The organism is Phycisphaerae bacterium, assembly GCA_024102815.1.
GTDB lineage: Bacteria > Planctomycetota > Phycisphaerae > UBA1845 > UBA1845 > JAGFJJ01.
Genome location: JAGFJJ010000018.1, coordinates 24,499 through 40,089, shown reverse-complemented (window position 1 = coordinate 40,089; position 15,591 = coordinate 24,499). Strand labels below are relative to the sequence as shown.

At 60.3% G+C, this 15,591-nt stretch carries 14 protein-coding genes; 7 read left to right on the top strand and 7 right to left on the bottom strand.

Annotation, left to right across the window (positions count from 1 at the left end; genetic code table 11):
• Positions 1-92 precede the first annotated feature (92 nt).
• Genes J5J06_05875 through J5J06_05865 form a run of 3 tightly spaced genes read left to right on the top strand, consistent with a single transcriptional unit; the run spans position 93 to position 1,841 of the window.
• Positions 93-674, top strand: a complete 582-nt coding sequence (locus J5J06_05875; GenBank protein ID MCO6436598.1) for a MarR family transcriptional regulator — start codon at positions 93-95, stop codon at positions 672-674.
• A gap of 30 nt (positions 675-704) precedes the next feature.
• Positions 705-1,496: a methyltransferase domain-containing protein gene (locus J5J06_05870; protein ID MCO6436597.1), complete on the top strand. Its 792-nt coding sequence runs from the start codon at positions 705-707 to the stop codon at positions 1,494-1,496.
• Positions 1,497-1,538: 42 nt separating this feature from the next.
• Positions 1,539-1,841, top strand: a complete 303-nt coding sequence (locus J5J06_05865; GenBank protein MCO6436596.1) for a hypothetical protein — start codon at positions 1,539-1,541, stop codon at positions 1,839-1,841.
• A 309-nt stretch (positions 1,842-2,150) separates the two neighbouring features.
• Here the strand turns inward: J5J06_05865 and J5J06_05860 are convergent, their stop codons facing one another.
• A complete protein-coding gene (locus J5J06_05860; protein ID MCO6436595.1) occupies positions 2,151-2,759 on the bottom strand; it encodes a hypothetical protein in 609 nt (202 codons plus the stop codon).
• Between the two features lie 12 nt (positions 2,760-2,771).
• Entirely contained in the window at positions 2,772-4,343 is a 1,572-nt protein-coding gene (gene malQ / locus J5J06_05855; GenBank protein ID MCO6436594.1) for a 4-alpha-glucanotransferase, read from the bottom strand.
• 300 nt (positions 4,344-4,643) lie between these two features.
• Here malQ and J5J06_05850 point away from each other — a divergent pair, with 300 nt between their 5' ends.
• Positions 4,644-7,085, top strand: a complete 2,442-nt coding sequence (locus J5J06_05850; protein MCO6436593.1) for a glycoside hydrolase family 65 protein — start codon at positions 4,644-4,646, stop codon at positions 7,083-7,085.
• A 140-nt stretch (positions 7,086-7,225) separates the two neighbouring features.
• On the opposite strand, the gene J5J06_05845 is transcribed toward J5J06_05850, so the two are convergent.
• The 4 genes from J5J06_05845 to J5J06_05830 form a co-directional block, all read right to left on the bottom strand.
• A complete protein-coding gene (locus tag J5J06_05845; protein MCO6436592.1) occupies positions 7,226-8,332 on the bottom strand; it encodes an AI-2E family transporter in 1,107 nt (368 codons plus the stop codon).
• A 65-nt stretch (positions 8,333-8,397) separates the two neighbouring features.
• The gene (locus J5J06_05840) at positions 8,398-9,336 is read right to left on the bottom strand and encodes a 1-phosphofructokinase family hexose kinase (protein ID MCO6436591.1); all 939 of its coding nucleotides are present in this window, start codon (positions 9,334-9,336) and stop codon (positions 8,398-8,400) included.
• A 19-nt stretch (positions 9,337-9,355) separates the two neighbouring features.
• The gene (locus J5J06_05835) at positions 9,356-10,084 is read right to left on the bottom strand and encodes a PRC-barrel domain-containing protein (GenBank protein ID MCO6436590.1); all 729 of its coding nucleotides are present in this window, start codon (positions 10,082-10,084) and stop codon (positions 9,356-9,358) included.
• A 233-nt stretch (positions 10,085-10,317) separates the two neighbouring features.
• The gene (locus tag J5J06_05830) at positions 10,318-11,118 is read right to left on the bottom strand and encodes a CBS domain-containing protein (protein ID MCO6436589.1); all 801 of its coding nucleotides are present in this window, start codon (positions 11,116-11,118) and stop codon (positions 10,318-10,320) included.
• Between the two features lie 295 nt (positions 11,119-11,413).
• On the opposite strand from J5J06_05830, the gene J5J06_05825 reads away from it, so the two are divergent.
• Together J5J06_05825 and J5J06_05820 are read left to right on the top strand one after the other, a co-directional pair.
• Positions 11,414-13,204, top strand: coding sequence for a GAF domain-containing protein (locus tag J5J06_05825; GenBank protein MCO6436588.1), 1,791 nt, complete (start codon positions 11,414-11,416; stop codon positions 13,202-13,204).
• Positions 13,179-13,865 (top strand): response regulator transcription factor, encoded by a 687-nt coding sequence (locus J5J06_05820; GenBank protein ID MCO6436587.1) that lies wholly within the window; start codon positions 13,179-13,181, stop codon positions 13,863-13,865. The genes J5J06_05825 and J5J06_05820 overlap by 26 nt, the downstream gene beginning before the upstream one ends.
• Before the next feature lie 45 nt (positions 13,866-13,910).
• On the opposite strand, the gene J5J06_05815 is transcribed toward J5J06_05820, so the two are convergent.
• Positions 13,911-14,726 (bottom strand): 5'-methylthioadenosine/adenosylhomocysteine nucleosidase, encoded by an 816-nt coding sequence (locus J5J06_05815; GenBank protein MCO6436586.1) that lies wholly within the window; start codon positions 14,724-14,726, stop codon positions 13,911-13,913.
• 272 nt (positions 14,727-14,998) lie between these two features.
• Between J5J06_05815 and J5J06_05810 the strand changes: the two genes are divergently transcribed.
• Complete coding sequence (locus J5J06_05810; GenBank protein ID MCO6436585.1) at positions 14,999-15,430, top strand: transcriptional repressor; 432 nt, start codon at positions 14,999-15,001, stop codon at positions 15,428-15,430.
• Positions 15,431-15,591: the final 161 nt, after the last annotated feature.

The window sequence follows — 15,591 nt, the reverse complement described above, 5'->3', positions numbered from 1 at the left end:
GGTTGCGATCATTGGAGCAGCGCGCTTTGCAGGGTGCTCCCGTTGGATTATACTTCGTGGACGATATAAATCCGGGCGCTCGGAGAATCGCTTTGACCAACGAACTGACCGTCGAGGAGGAGATCGTACAAGCCCTGCGGGGGATCATTCGCGGCGTAGATCATCATTCCCGGCAACTTTATCACGCCGTGGGGTTGACTTGGCCGCAGCTGGCCACGCTTCGCGCCGCGTCACGATTGGGGCCGTGTTCCCTATCCCGCCTCGCGAAAGAGATGCGTCTGAGCCAGGCGACGTTGAGCGGAATCATTCACCGATTGGAAAGCGCCGGATTCATTGAGCGTCGGCCGCACGATACGGACGGGCGCAGCACGGCCATCTCGGTGACATCGGGCGGCCTGAGCGCCCTGCAAAGTGCGCCGTCTCTTCTGCAGGATCGGTTCCGTGCGGAACTGGGAAAGCTCAAGGACTGGGAGCGGCTTCAGACGCTGGCCTCTCTGAAGCGGATTGCCGAGATGATGGATGTCGATACGGCTGACGCGTCCCCCATCCTGGCGATCGAGCCGATTCCCGGCCCCGCGCCCAGCGGTCCAGAGACAACTTTCGAGAAGACACCCGATAGCCGTGTTCGCGAGAACAAGAATCGACGCCGTCCCGCGGTGGGACACACGACGTAGAACTTCAGGGAAGCCCTGGAAAGGTAATGAATGCTTACACACACAAAACCGACCTCGGACGTCTGTTCACGGAGAAACGGCAGGGATGCCCCGATTATTGCCCTGCCGGAACCGAGTCTATCGCTATCACAAGACGCCGAGTGGTGTGTCGTTAGGCAAGGAGGCTCGTGGCGGCAGATCCGGTTCCATGACTACGCGGAGATATACGGGATACCGGGGCTTTACGAGAAGCTGTTCTACGACATCCTCAAATGCAATTCGCCCCAGGTTGTATGCGGGCTGCTGTCGGCCGAACTTCGGTCTTCGGGGTCGCCGCCGAGCAATCTTCGTGTGCTGGACGTCGGCGCGGGAAACGGGATGGTTGGCGAAGAGTTGGCACGCATGGGTGTCGAGTTCATTGTGGGCACCGACATCATTCGGGAGGCGGCGAGCGCCGCGAAGCGCGACCGGCCCGACGTGTACGCGGACTACCAGGTCGCGGACCTGACTGACCTGGACGCGCATCAGAGCAGGAAGCTGAGGAGTCACTCGTTCAACGCGATGACCTGTGTCGCGGCGCTGGGGTTCGGGGACATTCCCACGGCCGCATTTGTTACCGCTTTCAATCTGGTCTGCGACGGGGGCTGGGTCGCCTTCAATATCAAGGAAGATTTCCTGAACGGAAACGACCGGTCGGGGTTCTCGGGACTCATCCGGACCGTTGCCGATCGGGGCGACTTCGAGATTTGCAACCAGAAGCGCTACCAGCATCGGCTCAGCACGAGCGGTGAGGCTCTCCATTACGTTGCGGTCGTGGGTCGTAAGCGTCGTGACATCAACTAGTCCAGCCGACCCGTGGAGTTCCTGGAACAAGGGAGTGTTCGCATGAGCACTTTTGAGCATGACATTATTTCGATGGAAGAATTGCGGGCCGGTTTCGGGAAGGATCTGCTCGCCGAGGCCGAGGTTGTCATCGCCGTGGATGCAGACTCTCGAGAGGAAGTGCTGCACGGAAAGTGGGATTGGGAGATCGCGGCCGGTACCGCACATGAGACAGACCTCTCCGTAGTCCGCGTCGAACTGGAAGCCGCAGACGATGTCGATGAGCTCAAGGAGATGATCGAGGTTGCCCAAACCGGCGGCGAGATCGAAGGCGATGCGGATGCGATCGACCAAGACGATGAATAATCGCCATTGCAGCTCCAGCACATCACGTAGGAGGGTCTCCTCCAGATGATCTTGGGCCAACACTGTGAGCTACCAACCGTCGTAGCGAACCGATATCGAGGCCAACGTATTCCCTGAGCGTTCAGCGCGACCCTCTCCGAACACCGATTTCGGCCGCTGCGCTTTCCGTTCCTCGATTCCCTGCGGCTGCCTGCTGTCGGAATGCGCGCTTTCCAATCATGCGTCGTAATTCAGGGTCCACGTTCAAGCCGATGGGTCTCGCGAGACACGATCGTCGGTCGATCGCAATGCGGCGGGGAAGAACGCACATCATGCCGTCTGCACGGAGGGTGTTTGCTGCAGCGAGGCGTCGTCGAGCGCCTGGGACAGGGCCTTTCGGACCCTGTTCGCCGCTTCTTCGTCGAACTCCCTGGCTGCCTCCATGACCCCGATGGCAGCGGCGTTCACTGCCTTTTCGGGCGTCATGAAGAGGTCCGCCGATTGGGCGGCTTCGAAGGCTTCTGCAATCGCCAATTGCGTCACCGCCGCAAGGTCACCACCTGCTTCGTAGGTCGCATGCATCAGGCCCTTGGCGCTCTTCTGAACGGCGATCGCCGGGTCCACTCCAAGCTCCTCCGCCCCGCGTAAGGCTCCCTGCAGGATGCCGCCCGCGGGTGCACGTCGGAAGCGAAAGAAGAGGGCCAGCCCCACCAGCAATGTGACGAGGGTGAGCAGATTTGCACTGATGAGAACGGCATCACGAAGGTACCAGCCGTACAGTGCCCAGAGGCAGACGCCGACCGCGAACTGGCCGAGCGTCCCGAGGCTTACATCCCCGACGGAACGCCGCCGCCACATCTTGAGAACCTGCGGCAGGAAACCAAAGCTTGTCAGCAGGGCCGCAGTCGAACCAATGATCGTCCAGTAGACATGCGACATCGTGCGTTCCTCTTATTTCTCCGGAGACGGGTCGTCCGGGGAATTCTGCTTGCGCCCATACAGATTCGTCAACTCCCGCAGTCGGTCGCTCACCTCGGACGTCACGGCGCCTGCGTGGAGTCGCCACTCCCAGTTACCGGATGCGCTCCCGGGGCGATTCATCCGAGACTCGGTACCCAATCCGAGCAAATCCTGCATCGGGACGATCGCCGTGTTGGCTACCGACGCCAACACGAGGCGGATGAAATCCCAGTGAATCTCATGCCCGTCGCTGCCAACGTACTCCATGGCGAGCCGGCGTTCTGCTTCGATCTCTTGCGGTGTCTGGGTCGTCTGTGAACCCGGTTCCGCAGTGAACCACCCGGCCGTCGTGTTATGATCGTGCGTTGCGGTATAGGCCGCGCACTTCTTGTCGTAGTTGTGAGGCTTGTAATCCGCGGCCTTGGGATCGTTTCCAAACGCCATCTGCAAGATCCGCATGCCCGGAAAGCCCATCTTGTCACGGAGTTCATCGACGTCCGGCGTGATGACGCCGAGGTCCTCGGCGATGACGTCGAATTCGATGCCGAGGCGTTCGAGCGCTTCGGCCACGGCGTAGAACAACTGCGCCCCCGGGCCCCTCGCCCATCGGCCGTTGGTCGCTGTTTCCTCGCTCGCGGGGACTTCCCAGTACGCCTCGAAGCCGCGAAAATGGTCAAGGCGGACGACGTCCGCCAGCGCAAAGTTCATCCGAAAACGCTCGATCCACCACTGAAATCCGCGCTCGGCCATGGCCTCCCAGCGGTAGATCGGGTTACCCCATCGCTGACCAGTGCTACTGAAATAATCGGGCGGTACGCCCGCGACGACGATGGGATCCCCCTGTTCGTCCAGATGGAATAAATGGGAATTGGCCCAAACCTCTGCGCTGTCGTAGGCTACGTAGATCGGGATGTCGCCAATGATCCGTATGTTCCGCTCGTGGCAATAGTCCTTCAGGGCGCACCACTGTTTGAAGAAGATATACTGAAGAAATTTTCGAAACTGGATTCGATCGGCCAGCTCATTTCGCCACCGAGCGAGCGACGCCGTAACATGGCGGGCCGCGCTCTCTTCCCATTCCGACCAGACCCGCTGTTCATGAGCTTCCTTGAGGGACATGAATAAAGCATAATCCTCGACCCAGAAGGCGTTCCGCTCGCAGAAGGAATAGAAGTCGGCCGGGAGCCTCCCGGACGATTCCTGGCGGAATTGCCGGTATGCCTTTTCCAGCAGATCGTACTTGTAATGAATGACGCTTTCATATTCGACCCGGCCTTCGGAGAACCGCGGTCGGTCTTTCAGGTCCTCGGCAGCCAGCATCCCCTCTTCTCTCAGCAGGTCCGGGCTGATCAGCAGGGGATTGCCGCCGAAGGCCGAGAAAGACATGTAAGGAGAATTGCCATAGCCGGTTGGCCCCAGCGGCAGGACCTGCCAGAGCGATTGGCCTGTCTTTTCCAGCAGGTCCACGAATCGATACGCCTCGGGACCGATGTCGCCGATTCCATGCGGACCGGGCAACGACGTGGGATGTAGCAGGATTCCACTGGCTCTTTGGTTCAACATGGCTGCGGACCTTTCATGGGTCGGGATCGAGCTCCAGGGTACGCTGTGAGGAGACCTCAATCCATGGTCAATGATCGTCTCTTGCTTAACATGAGCAATCTTCGAGATAACAACGCCGTCATCATCATGTGGTCAGGGCTTGAATAGACTTGGAAGTAATGAATCCAGAACCTTGCCGCGAAGAAATCCTGTTGTAACCGTCCCGTCATTCGGCATGTCGGTAATGGGAACAGCAATGATTGCTCCGCGCGATAATTGGAAAAGGTAGACCTCTCGGGGAAGCTCATCATTTCAAAAGCAATGGACACTCCAAAGGACAAGCGATGGTTCCTTACTTATGATGGCTGGGATCCACAGGCGCAACCGCTGCGGGAGGCGCTTTGCACGCTCGGGAATGGATATTTCGCTACTCGAGGCGCTGCGGAAGAGGTCCAGGCCGGGGGCAAGCACTATCCGGGTACTTATCTCGCCGGGGGATACAACCGTGTCGAGAGCGAAGTATCGGGCCGGATCATCGAGAATGAAGACCTGGTGAACTGGCCGAATTGGCTTTGCCTGAGCTTTCGAATTGGGGACGGTCCGTGGCTAGGGATCGATTCCGTAGAACTTCTGGATTTTCAACAGGCGCTCGACCTGCGTGCCGGCGTGCTTGAGAGGATCATCCGAATACGGCATGAGGACAATCGGAAGACCAAGCTTGCCAGTCGCCGGATCGTCAGCATGGGCCAGCACCATCTGGCGGCAATCGAGTGGACATTGATACCGGAAAACTGGAGTGGCGAGATCGAGATACGGTCTGCACTGGACGGCACGGTTGTGAATGATGGGGTCGAGCGCTATCGAAAGCTCAATGGTAAGCACTTGGAAGTCGTCGCATCCGGTCAAACGGGTGAAGACGGCGTGTGGCTCGAAGTCCTGAGCAACCAGTCCAACATCCGCATGGTGCAGGCCGCCCGGACGCGTGTTTTTCGTGAGGACGACCTCGCCAGCGTCCGGCGCCATACGCCGGATGAGGAGGGTATCGCACAGCAGCGGCTCTTCGCTGAATGCGAGCGTGAAAGGCCCCTGCGGGTGGAGAAGACGGTTGCGATATTCACTTCGCGCGATTTCGCAATCAGCCATCCCCGTATCGCGGCCTGCAACGCGATTGCCGAAGCCGAGCCGTTCGGCGTGCTCTTGGATTCTCATATCGGAGAATGGGCCCATCTCTGGAATCGGGCCGACATCACGATCCGTGATGAGGACAGCTGGCCGCAGCTCGTGCTGCGATTGCACATCTTCCACCTGCTGCAGACCGCTTGTTTTAATTCAATCGATCAGGATAACGGTGTCCCGGCTCGAGGGTGGCATGGCGAAGCGTACCGCGGACATATCTTCTGGGACGAGCTGTTTATTTTTCCGTTCCTGGATCTGCGGATGCCGGAACTGACACGGGCGCTCTTGATGTACCGCTATCGCCGTCTGCCCCAGGCTCGACTCGCGGCGAAGGCGTCAGGCTTCCGCGGAGCCATGTTCCCCTGGCAAAGTGGAAGCTCCGGACGCGAAGAGAGCCAGGTCCTGCACCTCAATCCCGAGTCGGGTCGGTGGATACCCGACAATACCCACCGGCAACGGCACATCAATGCGGCGATTGCGTACAACGTGTGGCAGTATCTGCAAGCGACGGACGATATGGAGTTCCTCTCGTTCTACGGAGCGGAGATGCTGCTGGAAATCGCTCGATTCTGGGCCAGCATGGCAAGCTACAACGCGGAGCGGGACCGATACGAAATTCACGAGGTGGCCGGTCCCGATGAGTTTCACACGCGGTATCCTGGCAGCGAAAGCCACGGTCTGAACAACAATGCGTACACGAACGTCATGGCGGCATGGAGTATTCGTGCCGCCTGCCGGGCGTTCGCGTGGCTGGCCGAAGACCGAAAGGAAGAGGTGACCAGGAAACTTCAGCTCACGGACGACGAGTTTCAGCGATGGGAAACGGTGAGCCGAAAGATGTTCGTCCCGTTTCAGGACGATGGCATCATTTCACAGTTTGAAGGGTACGAGCAGCTGGAGGAGTTCGACTGGGAGGCGTACCGCGAGAAGTACGGTGACATCCAACGACTGGATCGGATCCTGGAAGCCGAGGGCGATACGCCGAATCGCTACAAGGCCAGCAAGCAGGCCGATGTGCTCATGCTGTTCTATCTGTTCTCAGCCGAGGAGTTGCAGGACATCTTCGAGCATATGCATTACGAATTCGATCCTCAGCAGATCATTCCCAGGAACGTCGATTACTACATGGCTCGAACCTCGCACGGTTCGACGCTCAGTCGCGTGGTCCACGCGTGGGTGCTTGCCCGGAGTGATCGCCAGCGGGCGTGGCAACTGTTCCGGCACGCCCTGGAAAGCGACATCACCGACATCCAGGGAGGCACCACGCCGGAAGGCATCCACCTCGGTGCGATGGCCGGCACCGTGGACGTCATCCAGCGATGTCACACCGGTCTCGAGATGCGTGACGATGTGCTCTGGTTCAATCCGTGCCTGCCCGAGGAGCTGGGGGGCGTGAGTCAGCGGATTCGCTATCGCGGACACTGGCTGCAGGTCGATCTGACGCGCGAAAAGCTCACGGTTCGCTTTGAGCACGGTTGGTCCGGTCCGGCGAGAATCGGTTTCCAGGATCAGGTCCATGTTTTCCACGAGGGCGATCAGCGGGAGTTCGACCTTGCCCCTCCGACCGACGCGGGATGTTCAAGCTGAACCCGGGCGTCTTGCGAAAGGACGCCCAAGCGGCAAGGCGGCCGCGCATTCATTGTGCCGGAAGGGCAGCTTCCGGAGGGCGCCACGGTCGGGGCGTTGTATCGATTCTAATAGTTTGAATCTCTTCGATGCTGCGCCGGTCAGTTGGCTTCCGCCCATCGTCTTAATCGAGGCACCGCAAGCTCCTGGAATAACGTACGTACGGAAGCCGTGACGGGAATGGCGAGAATCAACCCGATTACGCCCGCCAGGGCACCTCCCACCAGTAGCGAGACCAGTACGACGATCGGATGCAGCCGTGTGGATTCCCCCTGCACCAACGGCGTGATCACCCACGTTTCCAACGACTGCGTCACCAGGTACACCAGTGATGGCGCCAGCAGCACATCAAAGAAGCTGAACGCCTGGTCGCCTGCAAGTGTTTCTGCTCCCTGAAGGAGCATGGCCAGGATCCAACCGGAACACTGCCCGTAGGGAATGAGACTGAGCACGCCGCCGACAAGACTCACCACGAACCAATACGGAACACCGATAAGGGAGAAGCCGACGCAGAAGCCCATCGTCGTGAAGACCGCCACGACCAGCTGGCCTCGCACGTAGCCGCTGAACGCCGCGTCGATCTTGGAGAGCAGTTCCCAGATTCGGTCGCGGCGAGTCGAAGGCAGGTATTCACGGAAATCTCTCATCCGATCGAAACGAGCGGAGAAGAACACGAAAAGGATCGGAATGAGGATGCCTGCAACGACGAGATACCCGGCCGATCCGATCACGCCGCCGAGAACACCGAACACGTGCCCCGCACCGCCGATCGTGCTGCGGAGAACCGTTCCAGGATCGACAGATTCCAGTGCCGCGGCGGGACTCGGGAGGTTTTCAGCGTCCGGCAGGTACTGACGCAGCTTCTCCCAGTACACCGGCGCCTTTTCGGATAACTGGTGAACCTGCTCGACGAATCGGGGCATCAGCCATGTCCCGAAGGCGGCGAGGCCCGCGATGAGGAGCAGGAGAATCGCCAGTGCCGTCAATGTACGCGGATACCTATACCGCGCACGCAGACCCGTAACGACCGGATCAACGACATAGGCCAGGGCGATCGCGACGAGAATCGGGAACAGCACGCCGCGCAGCATGTACGCAGCCCAAAGCAGACCCAACGCAAGGACGAGGATGATCACCTCGCGAAGGGCTGCGATTTCCCACAGGTGCAGCGTTGCCAGGGATCGGCTTCGCTTTTCTGGCTCGTGCATGGATGGCTCTGCAAAACCTTTGCGGCGTGCCCTTGTCTGCATGGAGCCTCTCGTGCTTCACGTTCTCAGGCTCCGCCAGACTTCTCCAGTTGCCGGTACAGATGGTCCACATCCTCTGCCCGACAAAGCTCCGACCCCGGCGTCATCACCGCGGCCGCGCCTGCGGACACACCGTATCGAACAGCCGACCGAACGTCCATCCCTCTCGCCAGCCCCAGCACCATCGCGCCCATCATGCTGTCGCCCGCACCTACTTTGCTGCGGATCGGTACGGAAGGAGAACGAATGCGATCAATGCCCTCCGAGGTCGCCAGCATCACGCCGGCCGCGCCGAGGGAAAGCACGAGCACCTCGCAGATCCCTTCCGAAATGACCTTTTTTGCCAATTTTTCCTGCTGGGACTCGGATTCCAGGGATTCGCCCGTCAGGTGCTGGAACTCATTCACGTTGGGTTTGATCAGATAGGCGCCCGTCTCGGCCGCGCGAGAGAGGGCGGGTCCGCTCGTATCCAGGAGAAATTTCGCTCCGATGTTTCGTGCCACACGGCCGACACGAGCGTAGAAGTCTTCGGGTACGCCGGGTGGAAGACTGCCACTGCAAACCACGAAATCGAACTCTTCCGCCTCCTCAATTCGTGACAGGCACGCATTCCATTCCGATTCGCTCAATCGCGCGCCGGGCATGCCGAAACGGTACTGGTGCTCGGTGGATCGTTCAAAGACCGTGAGGTTTTCCCGCGTCCAGCCCTCGATCGGAACGTGCGTCAGTTCAATGCCTTCCTCCTTGAGAAGGCTCTGGAGCATCTCGCCCGTGGGTCCGCCGGCCGGACAAAGTGCCTTCGATGTTCCTCCGAGTTTGTGAATGGCCCGCGATACGTTGATGCCCCCGCCTCCGGGCTCTCGTACCGGAGTTTCGCAGCGCAGCTTCCGCTCTGCTGCGACGTCCCGGATCCGCGTGGACTTGTCCACGGCGGGATTCATGGTCACGGTGAGGATCCGCTCCACGCACCATTCCTTTCATGGCCTATTGGTCCGTCGGCCTGCCGTACGCATCGTACAATCGTGTCTCGTACGCACGGTTGATCGGCATCGCCGGATCATAAGCCGGTGCATCCTTGATCTGCTCGCTGGTGACGTCGACGAATACCTGCGCCTGGCTCCAGTTGACGCTGTCGATCCACTTCGGTGACAGGAGTACACGCTTGCCGGGCAACCAGTTTCGCGTATCCACGACCACGTAACGGATGCCCCAGCTGCCTTCCTCTCCAATCAGATCGTCGAGGTGACCCTGCACGCCGTCGCGCGTCACGATGTGATAGCCCGAGACCTCGCGGAGACTTCGCAGGTGGGGATCGCCGTTGGACGATGCGTGCGCCTTTTCCCTGTAGCCGGCCGCTTCCTGCGGAGGAATGACCGGTGGATCGCGCATCGCCCAGTACGTCGGCCACGCGTAAAAGGACGCGAGCCGATTCTCCTCCTGCCGCGAAACCGGCGGGTCGGCGTTGACCGCCGGAGCCTCCTTGATCCGATCCCGCGTGAGCCGGACACGGATCTGCTGAGAGGACCAATCCGCACGGCCGACCGCCACAGGCGAGATTAATACCCTTCGACCGGGCAGCCAGGTTCCCGTATCCACAACAAAATAGCGAAGGGTCCAGTACTTATCATCGAACAGGAGGTCGTGTATCGAACCGATCTTGCCGTCGATGGCGTAGAGTGCGTAATTCCGGAGATCCGAGAGACTTCTCAACATGATGCCGTACTCCTCGCTTGTGAAATCCAATGGGCGCAAGAGCATGGCCTTCGGACTTCCACAGGGAGGGTAGGATCGTCTGATGAACCGGGCTGTAATGCGATATGAAGCCGATGTAATCAGCCGTGCAGGTCAGCGATCGAGAAATGTCCGCAGCTCCATCACCGAGCCGGATTTCGGCTCGGGATGCGCGTCGTGTATTCGAACTCGGCCGGGGGATGCGCTGATCGGAATCACTCCGCTGGAGCACTCGGGTCGGACACCGTCATCCTCGGGCTGCCTATCTCAAGGCGCTGAAGCGGATCGTGGCGAGGCTGATCGTCGAAGTTGGTCCGCAGCAACCGGGCAAGCAGCCGCATGCTCGAGTTTCCATTGAGCTGGTGGCGCGGCCGTTTCCGGGACACGATCGTGCTCGTCGCATTCTCGGGTTCCAGGAGTATCAGCCCGGCTCGTGCGAGGGCCTCTTCCACGCGCTTCGGGGTGGAATCATCTACGCGCAGGTAGAGGGCAGGCTCGTCGCCGTCGTCGCGGACGCACGCCCCGATGGCGCTGATGACTTTGGCGCCGACCTCACGCAGTGCGTTGAATGCAATGGCGAGGTCGTCGTTGTGCTCGAGGAGGGCGACCTCCACACAGCTTCCCTCACGGTCAAGACCGAGCAGCCTGGACATGACGAGCAATAGATCGGCCCGGGTGATGATGCCCTCCACGCGGTTCTGACTGTCGACCACGATCAAACTGTCGACGTGCTTCTCGCATACCAGACTCACGGCGCTGGTCATCGACGCGCCGGAGCTGAGCGTGACGGGTCGGCGCAGCATGACGTCCGCAACGCTGCACTCGGCAAATCGCATGTCCTGGCAGGCGGCCTGGAGCAGCTCGCGGTGGGTGACTACACCAGTAAGTCTGCGTTCGTCGTCGACCACCGGCAGATGGCTGATACCGAAACGTTCCATGAGACGCACGGCCTCGTTCAGGCGGGCACGCGAGTCAATAGTGACGGGGTTCGGCGTCATGTGGTAGCCTATTCGCATTGGTGCTCCCTCCTTGATGATTCGCGTCGCAGCATCAACGAATCTCCTGGTCACGCGCCAACCACACTCGCCGACGTTAAACGACTTCGCTCCATGATCGCGGAAATGGGTTTGTCCAATATCAGGATGCGTACTGAATCGGTGATTCTTCGCACCTATACCGACATGGGGGATTTCCTGATGCCGCTTCCGCACTGGATGAACCCGGCGGAGAGGATATGCTGTTTCGGAGCGCGCAGCGTTATCCCGTTGGGGCCCGTCAGCCCGTTTGTATGTCCAACAGTGAGTCACCCTTATGGCCCCACGAAACAAGAATGTTACATCGAAGATGAAAGCGCAGGGCGGGACGCCGAAGGAGCAGCACAACGATATCGGGAAAGGCGAAAAGTCCGAGGTTGACGCCATCGTTGGCAAACACGAGGTAACGCCCCTTCGTCTGGAGCAGGCCGAAAAGGCGCTTCTGCAGAGCGAAGCGCGCTACCGCACGCTGTTTGAATCGATCGACGAGGGATTCTGTGTCTTCGACATGCTCTATGACGACGCGGGTCGACCCGTGGACCTACGATACGTTGAAGTCAATCCGGCCTTTGAAAGGCACACCGGACTGGCCGACGCCCAAGGAGCGACCATCCGCGAACTGGTCCCCGACATTGAGTCGTACTGGTTCGAGATCTACGGACGGGTTGCCGCGTCGGGCGAGCCGATCCGCTTCGAGAATCGCGGAGAAGGCTTGGGCCGCTGGTTCGACGTGTATGCCTTCCGCGTGGGCCGGCCGGAAGATCGCAGGGTTGCGGCAATCTTCGCTGACATCACGGCACGCAAGCAGGCCGAATTGGACATGTCGAACATGAGGCGCTCGCTGGAAGAGCGCGTGGCCGAACGCACCGACATGCTGCGCCTGCTCAACGAGGTCGCGGTCGCGGCCAACAACGCCGACACGCTGGATGAGGCCCTGCAGGTAGTTCTCCGGCAAATCTGCGAGCACAATGGGTGGCTTTTCGGGCATGCCTTTCAGCTCGCCGCCAGCGACAGGCTGGTTCCCGTCGAGATGTACCACGAGGCCGCGCACGGAGCATTCACGGCCTTTCGGACGGCGACAAGTCGGGCAAACATAGCGCGGGGAGAGGGGTTGCCCGGCCGGGTCCTCACCACGGGGAAGCCGCAGTGGACAACGGATATCGCGAAGGATCTCACCGAAGCCAGAGCACGGATCGGACGGAATCTGGGCCTCCGCACGGCAGCGGCCTTTCCTATCCGATCGCAGGCCGAGGTGGTAGGCGTCCTCGAATTCTTCTCCGACAAGTCTATTGAACCAAGCGACCGCCTGCTGGAGACCATGGAGAGCCTCGGCATGCTCCTGGGACGCGTCGTGGAACGAGAGCGCTTTGCCCGGGACATTGCCGGCGCCCTGCTGAACGAACAGCGCCGAATTGGCGCGGATCTCCACGACTCGATCGGACAGGATCTGGCGGGGGCGGCCTTGCTGCTCGACCGCCTGAGCGAAAAGGTCAAGGTCGGGAAATTGGTTAAGGGGGATAATATAGGGGAAATCGGCACGATTCTTCGGAGGGCGATCGAGGAAATCCGCGGGGCTGTACGCGGCCTGCGCGCACCGGCATCGCATCAGGATGGCTTCGAAATCGAGTTGCGGGAGCTTGTCGAATCCATATCAGAGCGATATGAAATTGATTGCATTTTTGAATGCCCGGAGCCCCTGGGGATGACCGTTCCTGAGACGGCAGCTCATTTCTATCGAATGGTCAGTGAGGCAGTAACCAATGCAGCCAAGCACAGCCGGGCAAATCAGATCGCGGTGAGCTTGAAATTGTGCGAGGAAGGGCTCGTTGCGGAAGTCCGTGACGACGGCGTGGGCATTGCGGAATCGGAGCGTCGATCGGGCAGTGGATTGCGGATCATGCGACACCGGGCCAAGATGATTGGTGCGAAACTGGACGTTCTTCGGGCGCGCGGCGGTGGAACCGTGGTGAGCTGCACCGTGCCGGGCGCATTGGTCATCCGCCCGGCCGAGCGCGGCGACGAGGCTGACGAACTGAATGGCGATGTCGAAGATCCTGATCGTGGATGATCACCCGGTGATGCGGCGGGGAATCCGGGAGTTGATCGAGGATGTCTCGGATCTGGAGGTATGCGCCGACGTTGGTACCGCTTCCGATGCGCTCAGCGCGGTCCGTGAATTCCATCCGGATGTGGCGCTGTTGGATATGTCCTTGCCGGATGGGAGCGGGCTGGAGCTGGTAAAGCGTATTCACGCCTGTCACAGCGACATTCGCGTGCTCATCGTCTCCATTCACGACGATGAGTTGTTCGCGGAGCGAGCGCTTCGGGCGGGCGCATTGGGGTACATCAACAAGTCGCGCCCCGGCAAAGAACTTTTGGAAGCGATTCGTAGAGTACTGGGCGGCGAGATTGTACTCAGTCCGACCATGACCCAGCGCCTCATCGGCCGGGCCGTGGGCGGCGCCCCGACGGCGGGCGGAACCGAGAGCCTCAGCGGTCGCGAGATGGAGATCTTCGAGTTGATCGGGACCGGCCTCGGCGTTCGGGACATCGCCGATCGGCTGGGAGTGAGCCCCAAGACCGTTGAAACCCACCGGGATCACATCCGGACCAAGTTGAATTTGGACAGTGCGGCGGAATTGGCGCGGTATGCCGCGTTGTGGTGGAGCCGACAATCACAGCGCCGGGACGAATCCGACGGCGACGTTGCCCGTCCGAGCCGTCGCTGAATTCAAGCCAGAGTAATTCACTGACCGCCGCCGACCGGCGATGACTCATGCGCCGCGGTCACTGGTCTCGCCCCGCTTTTCGCTCCAGCCGCGAACGATTTCAAGGGTGACGTCATGGTAGTTGTGAGCGGCGATGGGGAGATAAGCGGCAACATCCACGGCGGCTGAATGATCCGCCTGGTCGGAGATCGCTCGTATCGCGAGGAAGGGCACCCTGTTGACGTGGCACACGTGGGCGGTTGCGGCACTTTCCATGTCCGTGGCCGTGGCGCCGAAGGTCGAGCGCAGCCATGCGCTTTTCTTCGAGTCGGAAACGAACTGATCGCCGGAGACGATGGTGCCCTTGTGGATCGCCGGTCTGCGACCCAGCACCGGCAGCGAGACAGCACCCAGATCGAAGGTACGGCAGGCGTCCTCCGCAAGTTGCATGAGCATCGGATCGCAGGGGAACTCCGTGAGCTGCATCGCTTCGGGAATGATGATTCGATCGGCCTGAATCGCAGCGTCGAAAACACTGGTACCGGGACGCAGGCCGACCTGCGTCAGATCGACGTCGTGTTCCAGGTACCTCTCACCCAGAACGATATCGCCCTGTTTCAGTCTCGTGTCGACGGCTCCGGCAAGACCGACCTGGATAACGGCCTTTACGGCGAAGCGGTCGATGGCTGTCTGGGCGGCGATCGCAGCATTCACCTTGCCGAGACCGGACTTCACAATGACCAGCGGAAAGCCCTGGTGTACGCGCGGGTAGAAATGCACCGTGGCATCGACGCGCGGAGGCACCTGAGCCTGCGTATCCACCTGCTCATCCAGAAACGGTGCAAGCTCCTGGGTCATCGCCGCGATCACTGCAACCGCCATACGGTGGACTCCTTGCCGGGGAGGGTCTTGTCCTTCAAGCGCTTTGCCGTTGCGATGATGCCCGTCGCCCGCGGAGCGAGCAAGTGCGTTCGGTCGGCCGCTCAGGTTTCCGGGTCAGAGGGCTCGGACTTCTTGACCTGCCGGGCTTCGTCTTCGTCTGAGCCGGCACTGGCGAATCTTGCATTTGGACTGAAAATCGACCCGGTCCGACCAGTAATTGTTGACTCATTCCATATGTTGACATAGTCCAAATTACGACATATAACACGCCCATGTCAGAAGAGCCAGCGGTCCTTCTTCGAAAGCATGGGGTTCAGGTCACGGCCCAGCGCCTGGCTACGCTGCGCGCGGTCGCGGCACGGCCTCACAGCACTGCGGAAGCGATTGCCGAGCATGTCCGTGGTGACATCGGGGCGATCTCGCGACAAGCGGTGTACGACACGCTCGGGATGCTGGTGGAAAAAGGCCTCATTCGGCGGATACAGCCCGCGCGGTCGCCGGCGCTGTACGAGGGCCGAGTCGGTGACAATCACCACCACCTGATCTGTCGCAACTGCGGGACTACGGTCGACGTCGACTGTGCTGTGGGCGAGACGCCGTGCCTGACGGCGGCCGAGGACTCAGGTTTCGAGATTGATGAGGCGGAGGTGATCTTCTGGGGTATCTGTCCGGCGTGTCTGAACAAGTCAGCGAAGAGCCGGTGAATTGTTTTTTCCATGAATGCTCGTCGTCGGGTCAGTCCACGGTTCATCTAGCAACGGGAGGAATCAGATGCAACACAAGGTATCGGCGGGGCGGTTTCACCAGGAGCGCGGTGCTGCGCGTCGAAACGGCAAGCGGGCGCGCGTGCTAACGAGAAGCAAGA

Bases quoted from the DNA above. Each gene is read 5' to 3' on its own strand.
- J5J06_05870 (MCO6436597.1), top strand. From the start codon at position 705: ATGCTTACACACACAAAACCGACCTCGGACGTCTGTTCACGGAGAAAC.
- J5J06_05865 (MCO6436596.1), top strand. From the start codon at position 1,539: ATGAGCACTTTTGAGCATGACATTATTTCGATGGAAGAATTGCGGGCC.
- J5J06_05860 (MCO6436595.1), bottom strand. From the start codon at position 2,759: ATGTCGCATGTCTACTGGACGATCATTGGTTCGACTGCGGCCCTGCTG.
- malQ (MCO6436594.1), bottom strand. From the start codon at position 4,343: ATGTTGAACCAAAGAGCCAGTGGAATCCTGCTACATCCCACGTCGTTG.
- J5J06_05850 (MCO6436593.1), top strand. From the start codon at position 4,644: ATGGACACTCCAAAGGACAAGCGATGGTTCCTTACTTATGATGGCTGG.
- J5J06_05845 (MCO6436592.1), bottom strand. From the start codon at position 8,332: ATGCACGAGCCAGAAAAGCGAAGCCGATCCCTGGCAACGCTGCACCTG.
- J5J06_05835 (MCO6436590.1), bottom strand. From the start codon at position 10,084: ATGTTGAGAAGTCTCTCGGATCTCCGGAATTACGCACTCTACGCCATC.
- J5J06_05830 (MCO6436589.1), bottom strand. From the start codon at position 11,118: ATGCGAATAGGCTACCACATGACGCCGAACCCCGTCACTATTGACTCG.
- J5J06_05825 (MCO6436588.1), top strand. From the start codon at position 11,414: ATGGCCCCACGAAACAAGAATGTTACATCGAAGATGAAAGCGCAGGGC.
- J5J06_05820 (MCO6436587.1), top strand. From the start codon at position 13,179: ATGTCGAAGATCCTGATCGTGGATGATCACCCGGTGATGCGGCGGGGA.
- J5J06_05815 (MCO6436586.1), bottom strand. From the start codon at position 14,726: ATGGCGGTTGCAGTGATCGCGGCGATGACCCAGGAGCTTGCACCGTTT.
- J5J06_05810 (MCO6436585.1), top strand. From the start codon at position 14,999: ATGTCAGAAGAGCCAGCGGTCCTTCTTCGAAAGCATGGGGTTCAGGTC.